This window comes from Vreelandella gomseomensis (genome assembly GCF_031451645.1).
Taxonomy (GTDB): Bacteria; Pseudomonadota; Gammaproteobacteria; order Pseudomonadales; family Halomonadaceae; genus Vreelandella; species Vreelandella gomseomensis.
Window position 1 is genome coordinate 108,640 of sequence record NZ_JARWAI010000006.1, and the last position, 18,422, is coordinate 127,061.

The 18,422-nt window shown below is 63.2% G+C and carries 19 protein-coding genes; 2 read left to right on the forward strand and 17 right to left on the reverse strand.

What is annotated here, in order from left to right:
- Positions 1-2: 2 nt before the first annotated feature.
- The 8 genes from QC815_RS09355 to QC815_RS09390 are packed head-to-tail and all read right to left on the reverse strand — an operon-like array spanning position 3 to position 4,824.
- The gene (locus QC815_RS09355; protein ID WP_309768188.1) at positions 3-1,127 is read right to left on the reverse strand and encodes a metal-dependent hydrolase; all 1,125 of its coding nucleotides are present in this window, start codon (positions 1,125-1,127) and stop codon (positions 3-5) included.
- Positions 1,127-2,068 carry a P-loop NTPase family protein gene (locus QC815_RS09360; RefSeq protein WP_309768190.1) on the reverse strand — a complete coding sequence of 314 codons (942 nt, stop codon included), beginning with the start codon at positions 2,066-2,068 and terminating at the stop codon, positions 1,127-1,129. The genes QC815_RS09355 and QC815_RS09360 overlap by 1 nt, the downstream gene beginning before the upstream one ends.
- Entirely contained in the window at positions 2,014-2,646 is a 633-nt protein-coding gene (locus QC815_RS09365) for a hypothetical protein (protein ID WP_309768192.1), read from the reverse strand. The genes QC815_RS09360 and QC815_RS09365 overlap by 55 nt, the downstream gene beginning before the upstream one ends.
- The gene (locus QC815_RS09370) at positions 2,643-2,921 is read right to left on the reverse strand and encodes a hypothetical protein (protein WP_309768193.1); all 279 of its coding nucleotides are present in this window, start codon (positions 2,919-2,921) and stop codon (positions 2,643-2,645) included. The genes QC815_RS09365 and QC815_RS09370 overlap by 4 nt, the downstream gene beginning before the upstream one ends.
- Entirely contained in the window at positions 2,918-3,409 is a 492-nt protein-coding gene (locus QC815_RS09375; protein WP_309768195.1) for a VRR-NUC domain-containing protein, read from the reverse strand. The genes QC815_RS09370 and QC815_RS09375 overlap by 4 nt, the downstream gene beginning before the upstream one ends.
- Positions 3,406-3,723, reverse strand: coding sequence for a 3CxxC-type zinc finger protein (locus tag QC815_RS09380; protein ID WP_309768197.1), 318 nt, complete (start codon positions 3,721-3,723; stop codon positions 3,406-3,408). Before QC815_RS09380 ends, QC815_RS09375 begins: the two co-directional genes overlap by 4 nt.
- A complete protein-coding gene (locus QC815_RS09385) occupies positions 3,665-4,633 on the reverse strand; it encodes a helix-turn-helix domain-containing protein (protein WP_309768199.1) in 969 nt (322 codons plus the stop codon). Before QC815_RS09385 ends, QC815_RS09380 begins: the two co-directional genes overlap by 59 nt.
- A complete protein-coding gene (locus QC815_RS09390; RefSeq protein ID WP_309768201.1) occupies positions 4,633-4,824 on the reverse strand; it encodes a helix-turn-helix domain-containing protein in 192 nt (63 codons plus the stop codon). The genes QC815_RS09385 and QC815_RS09390 overlap by 1 nt, the downstream gene beginning before the upstream one ends.
- A gap of 105 nt (positions 4,825-4,929) precedes the next feature.
- Between QC815_RS09390 and QC815_RS09395 the strand changes: the two genes are divergently transcribed.
- Complete coding sequence (locus QC815_RS09395) at positions 4,930-5,370, forward strand: helix-turn-helix domain-containing protein (protein ID WP_309768203.1); 441 nt, start codon at positions 4,930-4,932, stop codon at positions 5,368-5,370.
- Between the two features lie 251 nt (positions 5,371-5,621).
- On the opposite strand, the gene QC815_RS09400 is transcribed toward QC815_RS09395, so the two are convergent.
- The 9 genes from QC815_RS09400 to QC815_RS09440 all read right to left on the reverse strand — a co-directional run bounded on the left by QC815_RS09400 (position 5,622) and on the right by QC815_RS09440 (position 17,827).
- The gene (locus QC815_RS09400; protein ID WP_309768205.1) at positions 5,622-6,404 is read right to left on the reverse strand and encodes a TSUP family transporter; all 783 of its coding nucleotides are present in this window, start codon (positions 6,402-6,404) and stop codon (positions 5,622-5,624) included.
- A 16-nt stretch (positions 6,405-6,420) separates the two neighbouring features.
- Complete coding sequence (locus tag QC815_RS09405; RefSeq protein WP_309768207.1) at positions 6,421-8,736, reverse strand: ATP-dependent DNA helicase; 2,316 nt, start codon at positions 8,734-8,736, stop codon at positions 6,421-6,423.
- Complete coding sequence (locus tag QC815_RS09410; RefSeq protein ID WP_230447737.1) at positions 8,733-10,424, reverse strand: VRR-NUC domain-containing protein; 1,692 nt, start codon at positions 10,422-10,424, stop codon at positions 8,733-8,735. The genes QC815_RS09405 and QC815_RS09410 overlap by 4 nt, the downstream gene beginning before the upstream one ends.
- A gap of 53 nt (positions 10,425-10,477) precedes the next feature.
- Positions 10,478-10,816, reverse strand: a complete 339-nt coding sequence (locus QC815_RS09415; RefSeq protein ID WP_230447736.1) for a hypothetical protein — start codon at positions 10,814-10,816, stop codon at positions 10,478-10,480.
- Positions 10,817-10,887: 71 nt separating this feature from the next.
- Positions 10,888-11,925: a histone deacetylase family protein gene (locus QC815_RS09420; protein WP_309768211.1), complete on the reverse strand. Its 1,038-nt coding sequence runs from the start codon at positions 11,923-11,925 to the stop codon at positions 10,888-10,890.
- Positions 11,926-11,951: 26 nt separating this feature from the next.
- Positions 11,952-12,278 carry a GIY-YIG nuclease family protein gene (locus QC815_RS09425; RefSeq protein WP_230447734.1) on the reverse strand — a complete coding sequence of 109 codons (327 nt, stop codon included), beginning with the start codon at positions 12,276-12,278 and terminating at the stop codon, positions 11,952-11,954.
- On the reverse strand, positions 12,259-16,260 hold the full coding sequence (locus QC815_RS09430) for a bifunctional diguanylate cyclase/phosphodiesterase (protein ID WP_309768215.1): 4,002 nt from the start codon (positions 16,258-16,260) through the stop codon (positions 12,259-12,261). The genes QC815_RS09425 and QC815_RS09430 overlap by 20 nt, the downstream gene beginning before the upstream one ends.
- A 215-nt stretch (positions 16,261-16,475) precedes the next feature.
- The gene (locus tag QC815_RS09435) at positions 16,476-16,976 is read right to left on the reverse strand and encodes a PAS domain-containing protein (RefSeq protein ID WP_309768217.1); all 501 of its coding nucleotides are present in this window, start codon (positions 16,974-16,976) and stop codon (positions 16,476-16,478) included.
- Between the two features lie 26 nt (positions 16,977-17,002).
- Positions 17,003-17,827: an alpha/beta fold hydrolase gene (locus QC815_RS09440; RefSeq protein ID WP_309768219.1), complete on the reverse strand. Its 825-nt coding sequence runs from the start codon at positions 17,825-17,827 to the stop codon at positions 17,003-17,005.
- A 253-nt stretch (positions 17,828-18,080) separates the two neighbouring features.
- Here QC815_RS09440 and QC815_RS09445 point away from each other — a divergent pair, with 253 nt between their 5' ends.
- Positions 18,081-18,392, forward strand: coding sequence for a hypothetical protein (locus tag QC815_RS09445; RefSeq protein ID WP_230447730.1), 312 nt, complete (start codon positions 18,081-18,083; stop codon positions 18,390-18,392).
- Positions 18,393-18,422 lie beyond the last annotated feature (30 nt).

Below are 18,422 nucleotides of genomic sequence, written 5' to 3' on the forward strand. Positions count from 1 at the left end.
ACCTACCTGTCACGAGAAAATTTGTCATCTTCATGCAGCCATGGGCGTAATTCAGCGGGTATCACGCCCGCCGTTTCCTCGCTCAGCGCTAGCTTGGGGACGGTGTCGCCCGGTGAGTGGCGAACCTGCACGGTGATCAAAAGGTCGCGCAGGGGGCGCGCGCCCCAGCTCTCGATTACCCTGGGTTCGGCGTAAGAGAGGCTTACATCGTCGCCGCTGACGGCCACTGAGGGCGCCTGTGCGGCAATTCCTCGCGCCGTGAGGCTACCGATCAGGTAGACCTCGCCTGACGCCTCAAGCGGCTTGAGCGCGTTCATCAGAGCCGCTGGCGAGGTGTGCTCGGCGTCAATATGGCGCGTGAGGGTTTCCTGTCGCTCACCTTTGACTGCCACAGCGCTTTCGGCATACCAGTTACAGTCGCCGCTGCGACAGACGGTCTGCGGCCCGCCCTCCGTGTCGATCAGGAAGCCAGCGGCCTTCCAGGGTCCGATTATCGGGTAATTGCCGTTCACGTCGGCAAGCGTGAGGTTGTCGCGCCCCTCAAGGCGCAGCGACCAGCGGTTGTTGCCCTTCTCCGCATCGTACCGGGTTCTGGCAGTGGCAATATCGCCAATGGCAGCGGCGATCACGCTTCCGGTACCGGGCTTGGACTGTGCCATACCGAGCAGCGGTATCGTGGCCACCGCAAGGATCGCGGCGAAGGCCAGCTCGCCCCAACCCATGGCGCGCATGCGATAACGTTCATTGCCCGGCAGCACGCAGCGCCAGCGCGCTGGCCAGAACCATCCCACGCCCGCCGGGGTCATCATGTCCGCCACCGGGTGCGAGGTGTATCCTGCCACAACCGCCAGCCAAAGGCCGTGGGGCAGCAACGGCCAGAGCAGCATGGCGAGTACGATGCAGGCGAGCAGCGAGTGGGTCAGGGTGCGGTGGCCGAAACGGTACTCCAGTGGCTCCGATAGCCATGGAAACAACCTTCCGACGACGCCATGACGCTTGTCGAGATCCGGCAGCAAGGCGGCTCCGGCGGCCAGACACGCCTCCGGCCAGCTAGGCGCGTGACCAACCGCCAGGCTCAAGGCGACGAACGCGGCCTGTCCGGCCACCATGTGGGTCGGGGCAAGCATCAGCGACGACTCCGCATCTGGAAGAAAAAGAATCGCAGCCCCATGAAGATCGCCGTGGCCACGCCGGAAAGCACCAACATCTGGGTGTCGCCGAGGCCACGGCTGATATAGCGACTGGCCATGCCGATCACCAGCAAAATCACCAGCAGCGGGGTCATATCCACATAGCGAATGCCTGCCTCATGGTAGAGCGAGCGCGCCTTGGCCGGGGTGATCTCGCCCTCCTTGTCGGCTTCCTCAAGCATGCCGCGGATCGCTGCCGGGATACCGCCTCCGGCCTGAGCAACGTGGCGCAGGAACCGGTCACGGGTGCGCTCGTCGGAGAAACGCAACGGGCGCAAGGTTAGCCATCGCTCGGCCAGCTCGCGGCTGTCGTCGAGCGGCAGCGGCTTGAGCTCCACAGTGGTCTGGAAGCGCCACAGCAGCCGCTCGATGCGCGTACGGCGATTGGCGTCGTCCATGCACGCGACTACCTGGGCGCAGTCGAGAATGACGGCAAACAGTTCGGCCTGGCTCGGCGGTACCTCAAGCGTTTCCAGCAGCACAAGGAAGCGTTGGCGTCGCAGGCTTCCTTCCAGCAGATCCACGGTATCGGCGACGGGCAGGCGGCGCAGCGGGCGCACCAGATCTGCCCAGGGCAGGCTTCCCTCGCGTTTGACGCGCGCCAGCGTGCGCGGTGGCAGCATGGCCTCTGGCACGGCCAGGCCGCAACGCTCATGAATCTGGCGGGCCAGTTCGAGCAGGCTCGACTTGGTCGTTCCTGCGGGAACGAACACGACCGGCAGCTCGTCGTCTTTCAGCTGGCCGTGAAGATGGCGCAGGAAAGCGGACTTGCCGATGCCCGCCCGGCCCTGGATCAGCACATTGGCACCACGTCGAATGGCGCTCAGGGCACCTTCCGATTCACGTGCTCGGCCAACAAATCCCGTAACGTCGTCCACTGTTCACCTCCAAATTCACGGGCAATGCGTTCGCTGAGCGCCTGCTGTTTGGCCTGCCGCTCGGCGTAGTCCAGATCCGCCAGCTCCATCGCTTCGGCGACCGGCCATAGGCTATCCGGCTCGGCGATGCCTTCCTCCACTTGGCGGCGCTGGTATTCCAGCCGGTCGCGGCGGAAATCCCGCATCCTCTCGGCTTCGGCCAGTTTCAGCGCCAGCGCCTCCAGCTCCGAAACGCTGGCTAAGAAGCCCGTCAGCACACCGTCACGGCTGGCTGTCCAGGCGCTACGGGCCTCAGCGGTGCGGAGTTCATGGCTGCGGTCGAACAGCGGAATCGAGACGCTTATGCCAGCATTGGCGCCAGCAGCGCCGCCCTCGACGGTACCGCGCTGCGTCCAGCCCAGCGTGATGTCGCTCGACCAATCGTGCTGGCGCGTCGTCTCCCGGTACTCGGCGTACTCAGCCGCCAGCACGGGATGAGCGCGCTGCACCAAGGCGATGGCGTCGTCCAGCGGTGCGGCCTCTGCCCACACCGGGGCAGCAATCGTCACAATGGCGGCTAATGCCGCTTTGCGAATCATGAGAACAGCTCCCGCTGTACCGGCGTCATGCTGACCAGCACCAGGGATTGCTGCTGAAGCGTGAGCAGCTCCTTGACCTGGTCGAGCGCCTCCTGATCCATGCCCTCCGATTCAAGGACGATCTGTAGTTTGCCTTCGTCGGTGGTGGTGATCTTCTTGACCTTGGTGGTCAGCGCGTCGACGCGGGCGTCAACGGGCAGTGTTTGGCCATCCGGGCTGATGTGAATCATCGCAGCATCGTGGCGGCGGCCTTCAGTCTGTGCAGTAGCGGTCATGTCGGCATCCTCTCGGCCTGGTTGCGCTCTGGGCGTGGAGTAGGGTGGTAAATGGCTCGGTCAGGTGCGGCAACCGTGGCGACCTCGCCTGCCACACCCAGGTAGTCTTCAATGACGGTGCGTGCCGCCTCCCATCCGCGGCACACCTCGGCCCGGTAGCCATGGCGGACAAGGGCAGCCACCCACTGCCGTTGCGCCTCGCTGGGCCGTCCTCGGCGCGTCTTCAGCTCGATGTAAAGGCCGTGGTACGGGCCACTCGGCACCGGCAGGCAGATATCCGGCACGCCGGATTTCACACCTTCTGCGCGGAGCTTCTGGGCCTCAACCGAGTAGCGCACCATTCGTCCACGCTTGTCCGTGCGCGCCTTTGACGGCCGCATGCCGCCATTCGGGATGGCGTAGAGCAGTTCGAGAACCGGCCAACGCCCTACGGCGTACTCGGCCCACTTGAACAGCGCTACCTGCTCTTGGTGTTCGCTCGCGCTCATGGGCAGGGTCTCCTTACTTGGGTCTTCAGGTTTTGCAGTACGCGCCTCGCATTGTCTTCATCGACCCGCCTGGCGCGCGGCAAACGGTGGACACAGGCTTGCGGCTGGCAGCGCTGTCGGTAGGCATCCCGCAGCTCGGCAACCACAGGGAAGCGAGGGCGGCTGGCAACATGGGCCTTCACGGTTGCCAGGAAGGCGTCATCATCCATGTAGGCCAGTTGATCCCAGTAAACGGCCAGCCGCTCCCGGCTAAGCTCAGTGCCATACGCGGCCGACAGGTAGGCCATGCCCTTCTGGAACGTCGTGTTGTGCATGTTCTTGCTCTCCTCTGAACAGGGAATCCAGCGCGGCCAGAGTGCCGCCGATACGCTGTGCTTCGCCGTGGTGCGGCCCCCGAGCCCCCACCAGCGGCTCGATGTCGGGTTCCAGTTCGTCTTCCCAGCCGCGCCTGCGCAACCATGTCGCCGGGTACGGGATGAACTGCCCGCCCTCCTTTCGCCAGTCCGGCGAGGCCCGAGCTTGTGCCACAGCCTGCAGGATCCGCTCGGTCAGCCCCTCGTCGGGCGCGAGCTTCATCCAGGCCTTGCGGGCGTCCGCCTTGCCCCGGCGTTTCGGGTAGGCTCGCCAGAAGTCCGCAAAGGACGCTTCCCGAGCAGCTTCCCCGCGCTTCGCCTTCGGCTCGCTTGCGCTCATGTCCGTTGCGCAAGAAGGGGGGTTAATGTTCCTGGTTTGTTCCTGGTATGTTCGGGCGGTTAAATCACCCGCTGTTTCAGGGGTAAAACACCCGCCCTTTTGTGACGATTCACCCGCCCTTTTAGGCGATATGGTGGGTGCTTCACCCGCCCTTTGTGGTGAATCAACAGCGGTGGAAATACCCGCCTTTTCGTCTTCAACGGAGGGTGCTTTACCCGCCCTTCTCTGGATATCGGCGGGCGGATCACCCGCTGTTTGTGATGCCTGCCATAGCCGGTAGCGAGAGGTTGCGGCGCGACCGCCTCCCGCCTCGACCGTCAGCCACCCGAAGCCTTCCAGGCGCCGGATAGCCCGTTGAACGTCGCGGCGGTCGATGCCGGTCAATGCGGCCAGCGTTGACACGGAAGGCCAACACGTCCTTTCGGTATCCGCATGGGCATAAAGCGCGCCGAGCACGCGCATATCCCGTGCGCCCAGACGCCGGTCGGTGAAAGCGGAGAGCGGCATCCAGGCATGCGCCGGGGCAGCCATCAGGCCACCTCGTCGGCGAGCAGTTGCGCCACTGGAACTCCCAGCGCTGCAGCGATAGCCTTGAGCCGCTCCAGCGTGATATCGCGCTGTCCACTCTCGATTCGGCTGATATCGCTTTGACTGCAGCCGATGGCTTCAGCCAGCGCGTTCTGGGTTAACCCGGCGTTGAGCCTAGCTTGTCGAAGTTGCATAAAGCCCCCTGGTGATTACATGCCCAATGTCGTTAATACATATAAAAAGACATAAGAATGCTAAACAGGCATAATTCAGTAATCTCATTGTTTCAGTAGATGACTATGGAAATCGTTTCTTCTCGTTTTCGTGCTGCACGGAAAGCCAAGCGTCTGAATCAAATGGAATTGGCTGAGCGGATTGGCGTCGACCAGGCGCGCGTCTCTCGCGTGGAGCGTGGCGAACGCGGACTGACACGTAGCCAGCTGCTGCAGGCATCCAAGGTTCTGGACGTGACGGTCGAGTATTTGATGGGCCTCGATCTGGGGGACAATGTCGCTGAGTACACTGTCCAGGAAACCAACAGCAAGCAAGCCGAGCTGGTCGCCGATCAGATGGCACCTACTGGGCTGCGTGAGCTGGCCATCGACCAGCAACTTACCCGACACCTCCAGATCACTACCGAAGAGTGGCATGCGCTTTCCTCCATTGTGCTGCCCGGGGAAGCTAGCCGGGATGGCTACGTTCAGCTTCTGTTCACTATTCGGGCAATCTGTTACGCGTGACCAAAACGTGACGCACGTGGGTCACGCTATGGCCGTTCATGTCACGAAGGGTCACGTACACGCGGGGCGGAGTGCGTTAACGTATTGATTTTTCAGGACACATATGAAGAGAAGTGGATTCGGGAGGCAGAGGTCGTAGGTTCGAATCCTGCTATTCCGACCAGATATGTTAGAAAAACGGCCACTTAGCTCATTGAGCAGGTGGTCGTTTTTTGTTTGCCCGCCAGATAGTCAACAGGCAGCTTCCCGCTTCACCCCGGCGGGTGAATCAACCCCACCACGCTGACCACGATCAGCACCGCGCCCAGCACCCGGAAGAACAGCCCGGTGTCCGCCTTGAGCATATAGCGGTGGGCTTTCTCGCCCGCCAAATGACCCATGAACGCACAGGGCAGCAGCCATAGCTGGTGGATGAGCTGTAGGTCCACGCCCGCGATCAGGAACGAGACCATCTTGATCACCACCAGGATAAACCACAGCACAAACAGAGTGTCCCGTAGCTGCTCCTTGGCAACATGAGTCGCGAATACCGCCACGATTAGCGGCGCACCGATCAGGGAGGTCCCGCTGACATAGCCGCCGAGCGCCAGCAGCACATAATCTACGTACTTGTTGTTGCTCTTGAACGGCTTGTTGAGCACATAGCCGATGGCATAGATGATGACGATGCCGAAAATGATGCTGGTCATCACCTGGGCAGGCAGCGTCAGCAGCCCCACCACGCCGATCAGCTTGGGAATGATCATGATTTTCAGGGCGCGGGACAGATAGCCCCAGTCGATATTGCTCTCCGGCGAGGTGGTACTCGCCCCTGCTTGCTGCACCTGGCGATGCCCGCGCCAGGCGATCCAGCTTGAAAAAATCAGCAGGTGGATGGCAATGATCGGCAGGAACACCAGCGGCTCGTTGACCACCAGCAGCAGGAAAGGCAGCGCCAGTACGGCGCCGCCAAAGCCCAGGCTGGTGCGCACGAAACCGCTCCAGGCGAAAATCAGTCCGATCAGCGCATACTGGTACCAGAGTAGATCCGTCATGGGTCGTGCAAGTCCCTTAGCGAGAGGCGTGGCTGCCCAGTTGCCACCAGCTTGGCAGCAGCGCGCGCACGCCGGTCTGGGCAAAACGATCATCCATTAATACCACAACGCCCTCGTCGTCTGGACTGCGAATGACCCGTCCGGCGGCCTGAACCACCTTGATCATGCCGGGAATGCGGTAGGCGTAGTCGTCACCCTGGCCGAACCGCGCGGTGAGCCGCGCCTTGAGCGCTTCGTTGAAGTCGTTGAACGGCGGCAGGCCCAGGGTGGCGACAAAGGCACCGATCAGTCGGTCGCCGGGCAGGTCGATGCCTTCGGCGAAGGCACCGCCCAGCACCGCGAAACCGATGCCTTTGCCGCCGGGCGTAAAGCGCGCCAGAAATGCCTCGCGCTGGGCTTCCGGCATCCCGCGGGTTTGGCTGAAAACCGGCACTGCCGGGTGCACCTCACGAAACCTCATAAGCGCTGCCTCCAGATAGGCAAAGCTGCTGAAGAACGCCAGGTAGTGCCCGGGCCTGCGCTGATACTGGGCCGCCAGGGTCGCCACGATCGGCTCAATAGAGGCGTCCCGATCGCGAAAGCGCGTGGAGATATCACGGCGTATATGCACTTCCAACTGACGCGCGGCAAAGGGCGAGGCCACCTCCCGCCATACCGTGTTGTCCGGCAGGCCAAGGAGATCCCGATAGTAGTGAGCAGGAGAAAGCGTTGCCGAGAACAGCACGCTTGAACGGGCCGTATGGAACCGCGGGGCGAGAAAATCGGCGGGGATCAGGTTACGCAGCCCCAATACGGCCCGCCCTCGCCCGTAGCGCGTGAGGTCACACAGCGAGTGCTCGCCAAAGCGCTCCGCCAGGCGGCAAAACGCCAGCGCTTCAAACAGCAATGCCTGTAGCTCGAGGCTGGCGTCTTCGGGGTGTTCCCCCAGGTGGTCGGTGATGGCGGCACCCACCTGTTGAGCCGCGCTGACCAGCTTGTCGGGCAGCGTGGTGAGCAGGTGATAGGTCGGCTTTCCCGGCTCCCCCGCTTCTTCCGCCCCGGCCTCCTTGAACACCGCCTGCCACTGGCGGGCCAAACGTTCCAGGGGCCTCGCAAGGGCCTTGGGTGCCGCACGGCGTCCGCGATTGAAGCGCTGCTGGTCGAGTTCGGCGCTGTACATGCCGCGAGCGCGCTCGACCAGGTTATGGGCTTCGTCGACCAGCACGCCCGTCCGCCAGTCGTTGGCCTGGGCCAGACCATGCAGCAACGCGTGGCTGTCGAACCAATGATTGACGTCACCGACGATCACATCCGCCCAGCGCGCCAGCTCCTGGCCCAGATAATACGGGCAGACGTCGTGAGCCAGCGCCACGTCACGCAGCGCATCGCGATCCAGCCACTGCTGCGCCACGGCGGCTTCGCGGGCGGCAGGCAGGCGGTCGTAAAAGCCGGCGGCTAACGGGCACGACTCGCCGTGGCAGGCGCGATCGGGGTATTCGCAGGCTTTGTCCCGGGCCACCAGTTCCAGTACCCGCAGGGGCTGGGCCTCGACCGTATCGCGCCTGCCGCGCAGGGTCGCCAAGGCGTCTAGCGCCAGGCGGCGACCGGGGGTTTTCATGGTCAGAAAGGCGATGCGGTCGAGCGGCTGGCGCGGCATGGCCGTAAGCATGGGGAACAGCGTGGCCAGCGTTTTGCCGATGCCCGTAGGCGCCTGGGCGAGCAGGCAGCGCCCGGTGCGCGTGGCTTTGTAGACGTCCTCGGCGAGTTCACGCTGCCCGGGGCGAAACGACGCGTGGGGGAAGCGCAGACATTGCAGGGCGCTATCCCGGCGCTGGCGGTGGTCGGCTTCCTGTTGCGCCCAGGCGAGAAAGCGTTGGCACTGCTCGGCAAAGAACGCCTGGAGTTCGTCGGCAGTGGCGTCCTGACTGATCAGGGTCTCCTTGCCGCTGGCGATCTCCAGGTACACCAACGACAGGGTAACCCGCTCCAGCCTCCGCTCGGCACACAGCAACGCGCCGTATACCTTCACCTGCGCCCAGTGGAGCGCACGCTGGTTGTCCGCCATGCGCTCAAGGCGGCCGCGATGGGTCTTGACCTCTTCCAGGCGGTTGGCCGTAGGATCGAAACCATCGGCACGCCCGGTGACGGTGAGTCCTGCAAAACCGTCCTCTTCATAAACGCCCGACAGCGACAACTCCGCGAGGTAGTCGTCGCCTCGGCGGCTGGCCACCAGGGTGTGGCCTTCCATGCCTTCCCGGGCGCTGGGCGCCGGGGTAAAGCGGTGATCGAGATCGCCTTCCCGGGCGGTAAAGTCGCACAGCGCGCGCACGGCGACGCGATAGGTCGCGCTCATGCCGGCTGCTCGTCGCTTGCCGCCCAGCGCACGTAACACACCGCCACGGGCATCTCACAGCGATGGAAGAACGCGAGCCAGCGGCGCTGATTATCCTGCAGCCGGTCGCCGGGGCCTTTGACTTCGATCATCCGGTAGCGAGGCTCTCCCTCCGGGGCCTCGGGCATGAATTGAATCAGGTCCGGAAGCCCTGCCCGATTGGCTTTCAGATCGCCCAGCAGTCGCTCGAAACAGCGCTTCAAGTGCTCGGGGGGAATACACGCAAGGGCCTGCTCGATGAGCGGTTCATCGACAATCGCCCAGTGCACAAAGGGCGAGGCAAGGCCATATTTCTCCCGCCAGGTCGCCCTCATCGCCTCGCGGTAGCTGCCGTCGTCCAGCCGCGCCAGGCAGGCATCGAAGGCATCCCGCCGCCGCGCCACGAAATCCTCGCGGTACAGATCCGCCGGGCCATGATGAAAGGGATGGAAGAACGCACCTGGCAGCGGGGCGAAAATCGCCGGCCAGCAGAGCAGCCCGAAAAGCCCGGTCACCAAGCTGTTTTCCACGTAATAGACCGGCGCATGCGGCGCGCTTAACGCCTGAGCCACGGCGCGCTCGACGCGTTGCGGGCCGGGCAATGGCAGGTCCCAGCGCTCATGGGCAGGCTCCGGATCGCTCGGCACCACGGAGCGTTTCAGCCGCCGCTGCACACGGGGCAGAATTCGCGCCAGCGCCTGGCGTTCGGTTTCACTGGGGTGACTCTCCAGTGCCTGCATCGCCAGTTCAAACGCCGTTTGATGTTCGCCCTGGCGCTCCAGCAGCCGCAGCTGGCGGATGCGCGCGTCGCTGCTACCCGCATCGCCATACAGCGTCAGCGCCAGCGACGCCTCCCCGCTACGCTCTGCCTCGCGGCCGAGCTGCAGCAACAGCCGCGCACGCCGTGCGTCCAGCCAGCGGTTATGCGCAGGCGGCGGCACCTCGGGATACAGGTCGGCGGGCCGCTCGCCGGTATCAAGACGCTGGCGCAGGCGATGGAGATCCAGGTAGAGATTCACCTCATGGCGCCACTGGAAAGCGCGGGAGTGCGGCGTAAACGGCACCGTCTCAAAGTGCTGCCGCCCCAGTTCGGTCAGCACGAACTCGGCCCAGTCCTGGCGCAGGTTGCCAAAGAACATCAGCCGCAGGCGGTCACAGATATCCATGACCTTGAGGCGCACAACCGGATCTGCGGCGTCGGGCCACCATTGGCAAAGCCGCTTGGCATCGTGAGGCTGGCTTGACAGGGTCGCGTAGAGGACGGTCTTGGCGCTGGCGGTACTCCCCCCGGCAGCGCGAATCGCCTCGGCCAGCCCCAGGCGCAGCTCGGCGAGACGCAGCTGGTTGAACAGCTCGTCGAGGTTCAGTACCGGATCATCATCGACCCAGCCGAGGGCTACCAGGGGCACCATGACGGAAGCGCTATCGCCCACTTCGACGTAATTTAGTTTGCTGAGCCGAAACAGCTCGCCCTTGCGCATCACCATGCGCACCAGCAGCGCCTGGGCGGGCTGAGGCAGGCGTGCGAACTGGTCAAGAAAATCACGCTCGTCGCCAGACAGCAGGTCGCCGTGGCGTTCGCCTACCCAGGCCAGCACGAAGCGAAAGTTCGTCAGGTAGTAGAGAGGATCGTCGAGCGACGCGGTGGGGGTCACGAAAGCACTGTGCATCTATCCATTGTATCAGCGTACAGATACTCTCGCCCACTGTCTGATTAATGGCACTAGCCGACGCGGTGCTGGCGCAGCGCCTCGGCCGACAGGCTTTCCGGCGCGCTCTCCGCCGTGTCTGCCTTGTGGTGCGCCCCCGCCAGAATGTACCACTCCGCTTCGGTCAGGTAGCTTTCGCACCAGCGCCCCAGGGCCAGGGCATTGTCTTCGCGGCTTTGCTGACCGCTGCGAAACGCATTGGCGATATACAGCAAATCCTGGCGTGCCGTTCGCGCACGGGCGTTGCCGCCGTGCACCTTGGAGAGCGGACAGCGTCGATCGTAGGCGGCGTTGGTCAAGGCATTGAGCCAACGCTCCAATTCATGTGCTTGAATACCGCCGTAAACGGCCACGCCATCACTCCCCGCCTGTTAAAAGGCCACCAGCCTGCCGGAATTGTCCCGGGTTGTCACCTTCCTGCACGTTAGCGGCCACCCTGTTTAATGCCTTGTAGCACATTGACCACATTGACACCAATGTCATCCACCGCATAGCCGCCCTCCATCAGCAGCGCCGTGGGCAGCCCCGCCTCGGCAAGCCGCTGCCCCAGCAGCACGAAGTCGTCGCTGGTAAAGGTAAAGGCGCTGATCGGGTCGCCCTCGAAGATATCCACCCCCAGGGAGACGATCAGCATGTCGCACTGGGTGCGCGCAATGGTGGCCAGGGCATCATCCAGCGCGGCCATCCAGGTCGCCACGCTGGTGCCCGGTGGCAGCGGATAGTTGACGTTGAAGCCTTCTCCTTTGCCCTGCCCCGTTTCGTCCGCATAGCCGAGGTAGTAAGGAAACGTGACCTCCGGGTCGCCGTGCAGCGAGATGAACAGGACGTCGTCGCGTGCATAAAACAGCTGCTGGGTGCCGTTTCCGTGGTGAAAGTCGACATCCAGAATCGCCACGCGGCGCTTGCCCTGACGCAATGCCTGCTGGGCGGCGATGCCCGCATTGTTGAAAAAGCAGTAGCCGCCAAACTGGTCAAAGGCGGCATGGTGACCCGGCGGACGGCAAAGCCCGAAGCTCGGCTCGCCGGTGGCAAGGGTATGTTCGACGGCGGCCAGAGCAATGTCCTTGCTGGCCATGGCCGCCTCGAAGGTTCCCTCAGTGATTGAGGTTTCCGCCGCCAGGGCGTAATAGCCCAGCCTGGCGCTTATCGCCTGAGGAAGATGGTCGCTGCGCATCGTGCGGGCGGGCCAGATATTGGGAATCGCTTCACCTTCGTGGCCGGCCGCCACCCACTCGTGCCAGCAGTCCGCCAGAAAGTTGACGTAGCCCGCATCGTGCACGGCCAGCACCGGCTCCAGGCCATAGGCGCGGGGCTCGTGCAGCTCGCCCACGGCCGCCTGTTGAAGCTGCTTCAACACCAGGTCGACCCGTTCGGGGCATTCGAAAGGCGCGACCAGCACGCCGTCGTGCAGCTCCGTTCGCGCCTGGCGCAGCCGGGTTTTGTCCGAATAAAAGATATGCATGGTGCCTCCTGCCATCGCACACGCCGTTAGTTGGATACCGTCGCGTCGGGCTCACCGCCCGGATAACCCGGGCACGGCCACTGCGCGGCCCAGGCACGTTTTTGCTGAGCCGACTGGCGCTTGAGCCGGTATTCGGCGCGGCTGGCGCTGGCCCGGTCAGGAAACGGCTGCGCGCCCAGCAGGGCCAGCGGTGGGTTGGCCCGGGTAAACCGTGCGCCTTTACCCGCCGCATGGGCACGGTAGCGCTTGTTCAAATCGTTGGTGATGCCGACGTACGTACCCCGCCGGCATTCGAGTAAATAAAGATACCACCCACCTGACGGAGGGGGCACGCTATTGGCTGTCGTGGTCACCGGCGGCTCCTGACGGTTCGTGGAGGGCATCGATAAACGCGGCCAGGGCCTTCAGCGGCATGGGCCTGGCCAATCCGAAGCCCTGAAACGCATCGCAATGATAGTCCAACAGTCGACGATGCTGCTCAGCGGTTTCAACGCCCTCGGCCACTACGCTCAGACACAGGTGGTGCGCCATGGAAATGATACCTTTGACAATAGCGGCATCGCCGTCTCCCTGGTTGAGCTCGTGAATAAAGCTGCGATCGATTTTTACCGTGCTGATCGGCAGGTGCTTGAGGTAGCTAAGGCTCGAAAAGCCGGTGCCGAAATCGTCGATGGCCACCCCGATTTCCATCTGTCGCAAGGCATGCAAGGTCTCGATGGCTGCCTCGGTGTCATCCATCAACACCCCCTCCGTGAGCTCCAGGGTGAGCTGCCGGGCAGGCAATCCGGTCGCCGCCAGCGTCCGGCGCAGCGTGGCGAGAAAGCTCGACCGCTGGAACTGCAAGGGTGACAGGTTCACCGCCACCGACATCTTGCCGTGGCCTTGCTCAGTCAGGGTTTGCATGTCGCGGCAAGCGCGCTCCAGCACCCATTCGCTGATCGGCATGATCTGACCGGTGGCCTCCGCCAGGGGAATAAAGCGTGCCGGCGAGATAAAGCCCTTGGTCGGATGCCGCCAGCGCAGCAGCGCTTCCACGCCCACCAGTCGCCCTTCGCGATTGAGCAACGGTTGGTAGTAGAGTTCGAAGGCCTCGCGCTCGATGGCTTCCTGAAGGTCATTACGCAATACCAGGCGTTCGCTGGCGGTGTCGGTAAAGGCGTCGGTGAACCACTGGTAGGCATTACGCCCCTGCTGCTTGGCCTTGTACATCGCCATGTCCGCCTGCTGGATCAGCATCTGCGGCTCTGTGGTGTCTGTCTGGCTGATGGCAATGCCGACGCTGGCGGTCAGGTATAGCTCGTGCCCGTCGATCATGTAAGGGCGCGACAGCGTGGCCAGCAGCCGGTCGGCGACGTCCACCACCTCGGGTTCATCCGCCACGCACGGGTGCAGAATGACGAATTCGTCACCGCCCAGGCGGGCCACCAGGTGCTGCTCGTCCACCGCGTCGATCAGCCGGTTGGCCACCTCTTCCAGCACGCGATCCCCCACGGCGTGGCCCAGGTTGTCGTTGATCGGCTTGAAGTCGTCCAGATCGACGAACAGCACGCCGACCGCATGCTGGTGGTGACTGGCCTGGGCAAAGGCGTTGCTTAACCGCTCTTCGAACAGCGAGCGGTTGGGCAGCCGCGTCAGATCATCGTGGGTGGCATGGTAGGCCAGGCGTTCTTCAAACACCTTATGCTCGGTGATGTCGTGCTGCACGCCCACATAGTGGGTCAGCTGGCCGTCTGGACTGCGTACCGGCGCAATGTATAAATCATTCCAGAACAGGCTGCCGTCCTTGCGATAGTTGCGCAGGGTAACGTGGACGTCGCGGTGTTCGGTCAGATGATCGCGGATGGTTTGCACCGCGCTCGGGTCGGTACCACTGCCCTGCAGAAAACGGCAGTTACGCCCCAGCACCTCCGCATGGTCATAGCCGGTCATCGTCGCAAAGGCCTGGTTGGCGTACACGATCGGCATGTCCGGCCGGGTGGCGTCGGCAATCACCACGCCGTTGACGCTGGCTTCCACACTGCGCTCCAGGGTGCGCAACCGGGATTCCTGCTGGCGCTTCTCGGTGACCTCCTGGGCAATGCCATAAAGCCCCTGAATCTCGCCATCGACCACGATGGGCAGGTTGATCAGATCCATGATATGCGGCTGACCGGCGCGATCGCGGATGGTCAGCTCGTAGCGGATGATGCTGCCCTGCATGACCGCCTCGAAGCGTTGCGTCACGGTTTCGATGCCGTCATCGGCAATAAGAAAGTGGAAATGGCGACCGATAATCTCGTCGATAGGGTAACCGCTGATAGACGCACAGGTGGCATTGGCGGTGACGAACCGTCCCTGCTCGTCCAGCGAGAAGACCGCATCAGGATGGCGGGTAAACAACGACCGATAGCGCTGCTCGCTTTCTTCCAGCGAGCGGCGCACCTGAAAGCGTTCGACCGCCAGGGCCATCAGGCCGGCGGCTTTCTCGATCAGCCGGGCGTCACGCTCGCTGGGCGCCCGGGGCTGGCCGTAATAGGTGGCAAAGGTCCCCAGCAGTTGACCGTTGCTGCCGACGACAGGCAGTGACCAGCACGCCGCCAGGCCGGCTCGGCGAGCCACGTCATGATACCCCTGCCAGCGCGAATCGCTCTGAATGCACTTGCAGATCACCTGGCAACGGTGATGAGCCGCCGTACCACACGCCCCCACCGCCGGGCCGATCGCCACCTGTTGAATCGCCTCCCGGAACGCCGTGGGCAGGCGCGACCCCGTCGCCAGAGTTAAGTGCGTCCTGGCGTTATTGACCATCATGATCGAACACAGCGCACCGGGCAGCTGGCGCTCGAGCAGCCGGCAAAGGTTTTCCAGGATATCGTCCAGGGGGGCTTGCTGGGCAATCATGCGCTGGATGTGCTGCTGATCCTCAAGGTATTGACGCGCCTCCGCCAGCTCTTTCGCCCGCGCGATACTGGCGCCCACCAGGCCGATGCAAAACGCCACTAAACCGCTGAGCATCAGCCCCACCATGGCGACCACCACGGGGGCAAAACCGGCCAGGTACCAGTTGTAATGGCTGCCCGCCAGCGCTTCGAGGCGCAGGCTGACCCCGCCGGGCAACCCCGCATTGCGCGTCGCCAATATCCGACCCGGATGTAAGTCCCGATCTGCCTGTGTGCCAGGCGGCTGCAGCATCAGCAGGCGCGACCCGCTGCGGCGTATGTTGATCTGAAAGGGTCCCAGCTCGAGGCGCAAGTCATGGTTGAGCAGCACGCTCAGGTCGAGGCTTGCCACCAGCCGCTGATCCCGCTGGGCGAGGGGCATGGCCACAAACGCCAGGCTTGGGGTGCCAGGATCAGAGATCACTACCCAGGGCCGGTCGAAGGGTACCGATAACCACTTGGGCACCGCCGGCTTGTCGAGCTGCTGGCGGAGCCACGCTTCGCTTGGCGGTGTGCGGGAATGAAACCAGACAGGATTCAAGCGCTCGTCAACCAGAGCAATCGCCTGCAGACTGGGAGTATCGCGCAGATAGCTTTCACCATCACGGGTCAACCGCTCGCGATCGAAGTCATTCGGCGCGGCGTCGATGCGTTCGGCCATGCGCTGCAACAGCTGCAGCCGGGATTTGACCGCCTGTTCGGCGTTCAGCTGCACATTGTCCAGCAGGTATCGGGCCTGCTGCTGCGTACCGTTGAACTGCTGCAGGCTGAGTATCCCCCATGCCAGACTGCTGGCGGCCACCCCGACCAGGCACGCCAGCACTGTCGTGCGGTTAAGGCTGAGCGGCCCGGGCGACCGGCGCAGGTAAGACGCCACCATGGCGGTGCCCAGCAGCAGCGTAAACACCACCACCGCCACCGGGGACGACGCGAAGGTGGGATGATCCAGTTCGGCCCCCGCCCACAACCTGACCAGCAGCAAGCCGCCGAACACCCACTGCCCCAGTCCGCTGAGCAGCCAAAAAAGCCGACGCCTGGACGTGGACTGGCCGCACCACAGCGCCAGGCCCACCACCAGCAGCATCAACGAGCCCAGACTGCTCATGCGTTCCTGGCCGCTTACCCAGGACGGGCTGTACGTGGCGGCAAGGGCGTTGTGACCGAGGGTATACAGCGCCAGCCCCGTCAACGCCAGGGCACACAGCCATCGCACGCGCCGCCACGCCTGCAGACTGGCCAGCACGCCGACACCGGCCAGGGACGTTGCCAGCGCCGCATCGGGCACCAGCGCGACGGCAAACAGCGGGTGAGAGGTGGACAACCCCATGAGACAGCCAATCACGCCCATAAGCACCAGCGTGGCGACGGTCATTAACAGCAGCGTGTCTAGCGCAAGGTCGCGCGCGTTGATTGGCACGGTGACATCCTCTTCCTGCTTTATTGTCGTCGGTCTCTTACGGATCACCATCAGCGCACCGGTTATCGAGGGCAGGCGACAGACGGCGCAGCTCAACGCCGTGGCGTCCGAGCACCCGTCACGGCCCTCATCCCGCTTAGCGTTACGCGCCTGTCGGCAACATACCGTGAAACGCAGGCGCTGAATACGTCAGGGCGGCGTCATCAACCAACGGTCTAACCAGGAGGATGTTTCATGTCGTTAAGTCGCTGCATCGCGGACTCCAGCTCGGCAAGCGCCTGCGCACGGTCTTCGGCGGCTTTTTCTGCCGCCTGACGGGCATGGATCAATTCGCTTTCAAGACGGTTCTTACGGTGTATCGGCAGCAGCGAGATTTGCGTGAAGCGTTCATCGTCAACGATGTGGCGAGCCGCGCAGCACAGTACGGGGATATCGTCATTATGTATCGAGCGCAGCACCAGGTGCACTTCATCCACGCGCCCCATGGTCGCCATGCGAAACGCAAAGAGCCCGAGGTAGATGGCCCGCGAGGCCGGGTCGAACAGCTCGCTGGCCAGGCGGCCCTCCAGCGCGGAGACCGGTTGCCCCATCCATTCGGCCAGTTGGGCATTACAGGCGTGCACCATTCCCTGTGCATCCACCACCAATTGCCCGGTGGGCGCGTTTTCCCACCAGGCTTCGCGCGCGGTCAGGCCGGGCGTCGGGGGTATTGTCATAAGCAGCGAAACGTCATGGAGAAGCCTTAGTGGATCGGGTGGGTAAATGCAACAAGCTGACCCAGCGTGCGTCCGAGCAGCGCGGGATGGGTCAACGGCGGATAATGCCCCGGGCAAGCCAGCATCTCAAGCCGGCCGTTGGGCAGGTGATCGGCCAGGTAGCGCGCCGCTGAAAGCGGTACCATCGCATCGGTGTCGGTTTGCAGCACGCTTGCGGGCACCCGGCAGTCGGCAAGCCGCTGCCGATGATCGCCGAAAAATACCAGCGTCGCCAGCCGTCGCAGCCTGGCGCGGTTGTTATCGAGAAAGCGCTCGCGCAGGTCGTCACGATACGCCGCCGACGACTGCTCGCCCATCGCTGCGGACGACACCACGCTGGCCCATTCGGAATAGTTTTGCTCCATCAACGTCATCAGGCCGGCCAGGTCTTCCTCGCTGTAGCCGCCCACATAATGCGGCGGATCGTCGAGGTAGCAGGCCGACGCACAGATCATGACCAGGTGGCGGAACCTGTCGGGTTGCTGCCGAGCTGCCAGTAACGCCACCATCGCGCTGAACGAGTGGCCAACCAGGATGACATCGCGCAGCGCCAAGGCGTCGCAGACAGCCAGCACGTCGTCGGCATAGCCGTCCAGACTGGCATGCGCCGCCGCCTCGCTGCCATGGGTCAGCGACCGGCCCGATCCCCAGTGGTCCATCATCACCACGCGATAATCGGCCAGGTACGGCAGCACCGGATGCCACAGTGTTTGATCGCAGCCGAGGCCATGTAGCAACAGCAGCGTCGGTGCGTCTGGCGGCCCGGACTGCACGACATTGAAGCGTTCGATAATGGACGATGGTGTTCCCATTGGGCACCCCTTGGTGACGGGATCAGTCGAGCTCATTAAAAATAATGAGATGACGTGACGACTAAAAGCTGTTAACAGTCAGGCATGTCAGCTACCAGCCTACGCTATACGAGCGTCCGCGTCGCGGCACGCGTGACGGTTTCGTTTCGGATTACGCCGTAAAGCGCGTATAGTGAATGGGCAACATCATCAGACAGACGGAGTACGAATCACGATCGATCATTCTTTCCAAATTGCAGTGGAGGTTCTCCCTATGAAGGTCTACAAACCGGAATGGCAGTGCACGTTTAGCGTAAACGAAGGCGCGGAAGAATCAGCTAGCTGGAAAGAGAGAATCGCGTGGCGTCTCAGGGGGGTCGCGGATCGGCTGGAAGGCGGCGGGCGCACGATAAAAATTGATTATCGCGTGACGCCAACGATCAGCGCACACGAAGTCGATACCTGCTTGGGTAAAGGCTTTGAAGTGACCCAGCGCTTGCTGACGCAACTTGCGCAGCAGCAAGCCTGTGAAGATGTAATGCGCCATGCCAAGGCTGAGCTCTATGTAGAAGATCATCAGCATTGACAAGGTAACGATCGTCCCACCCGGCGCGAT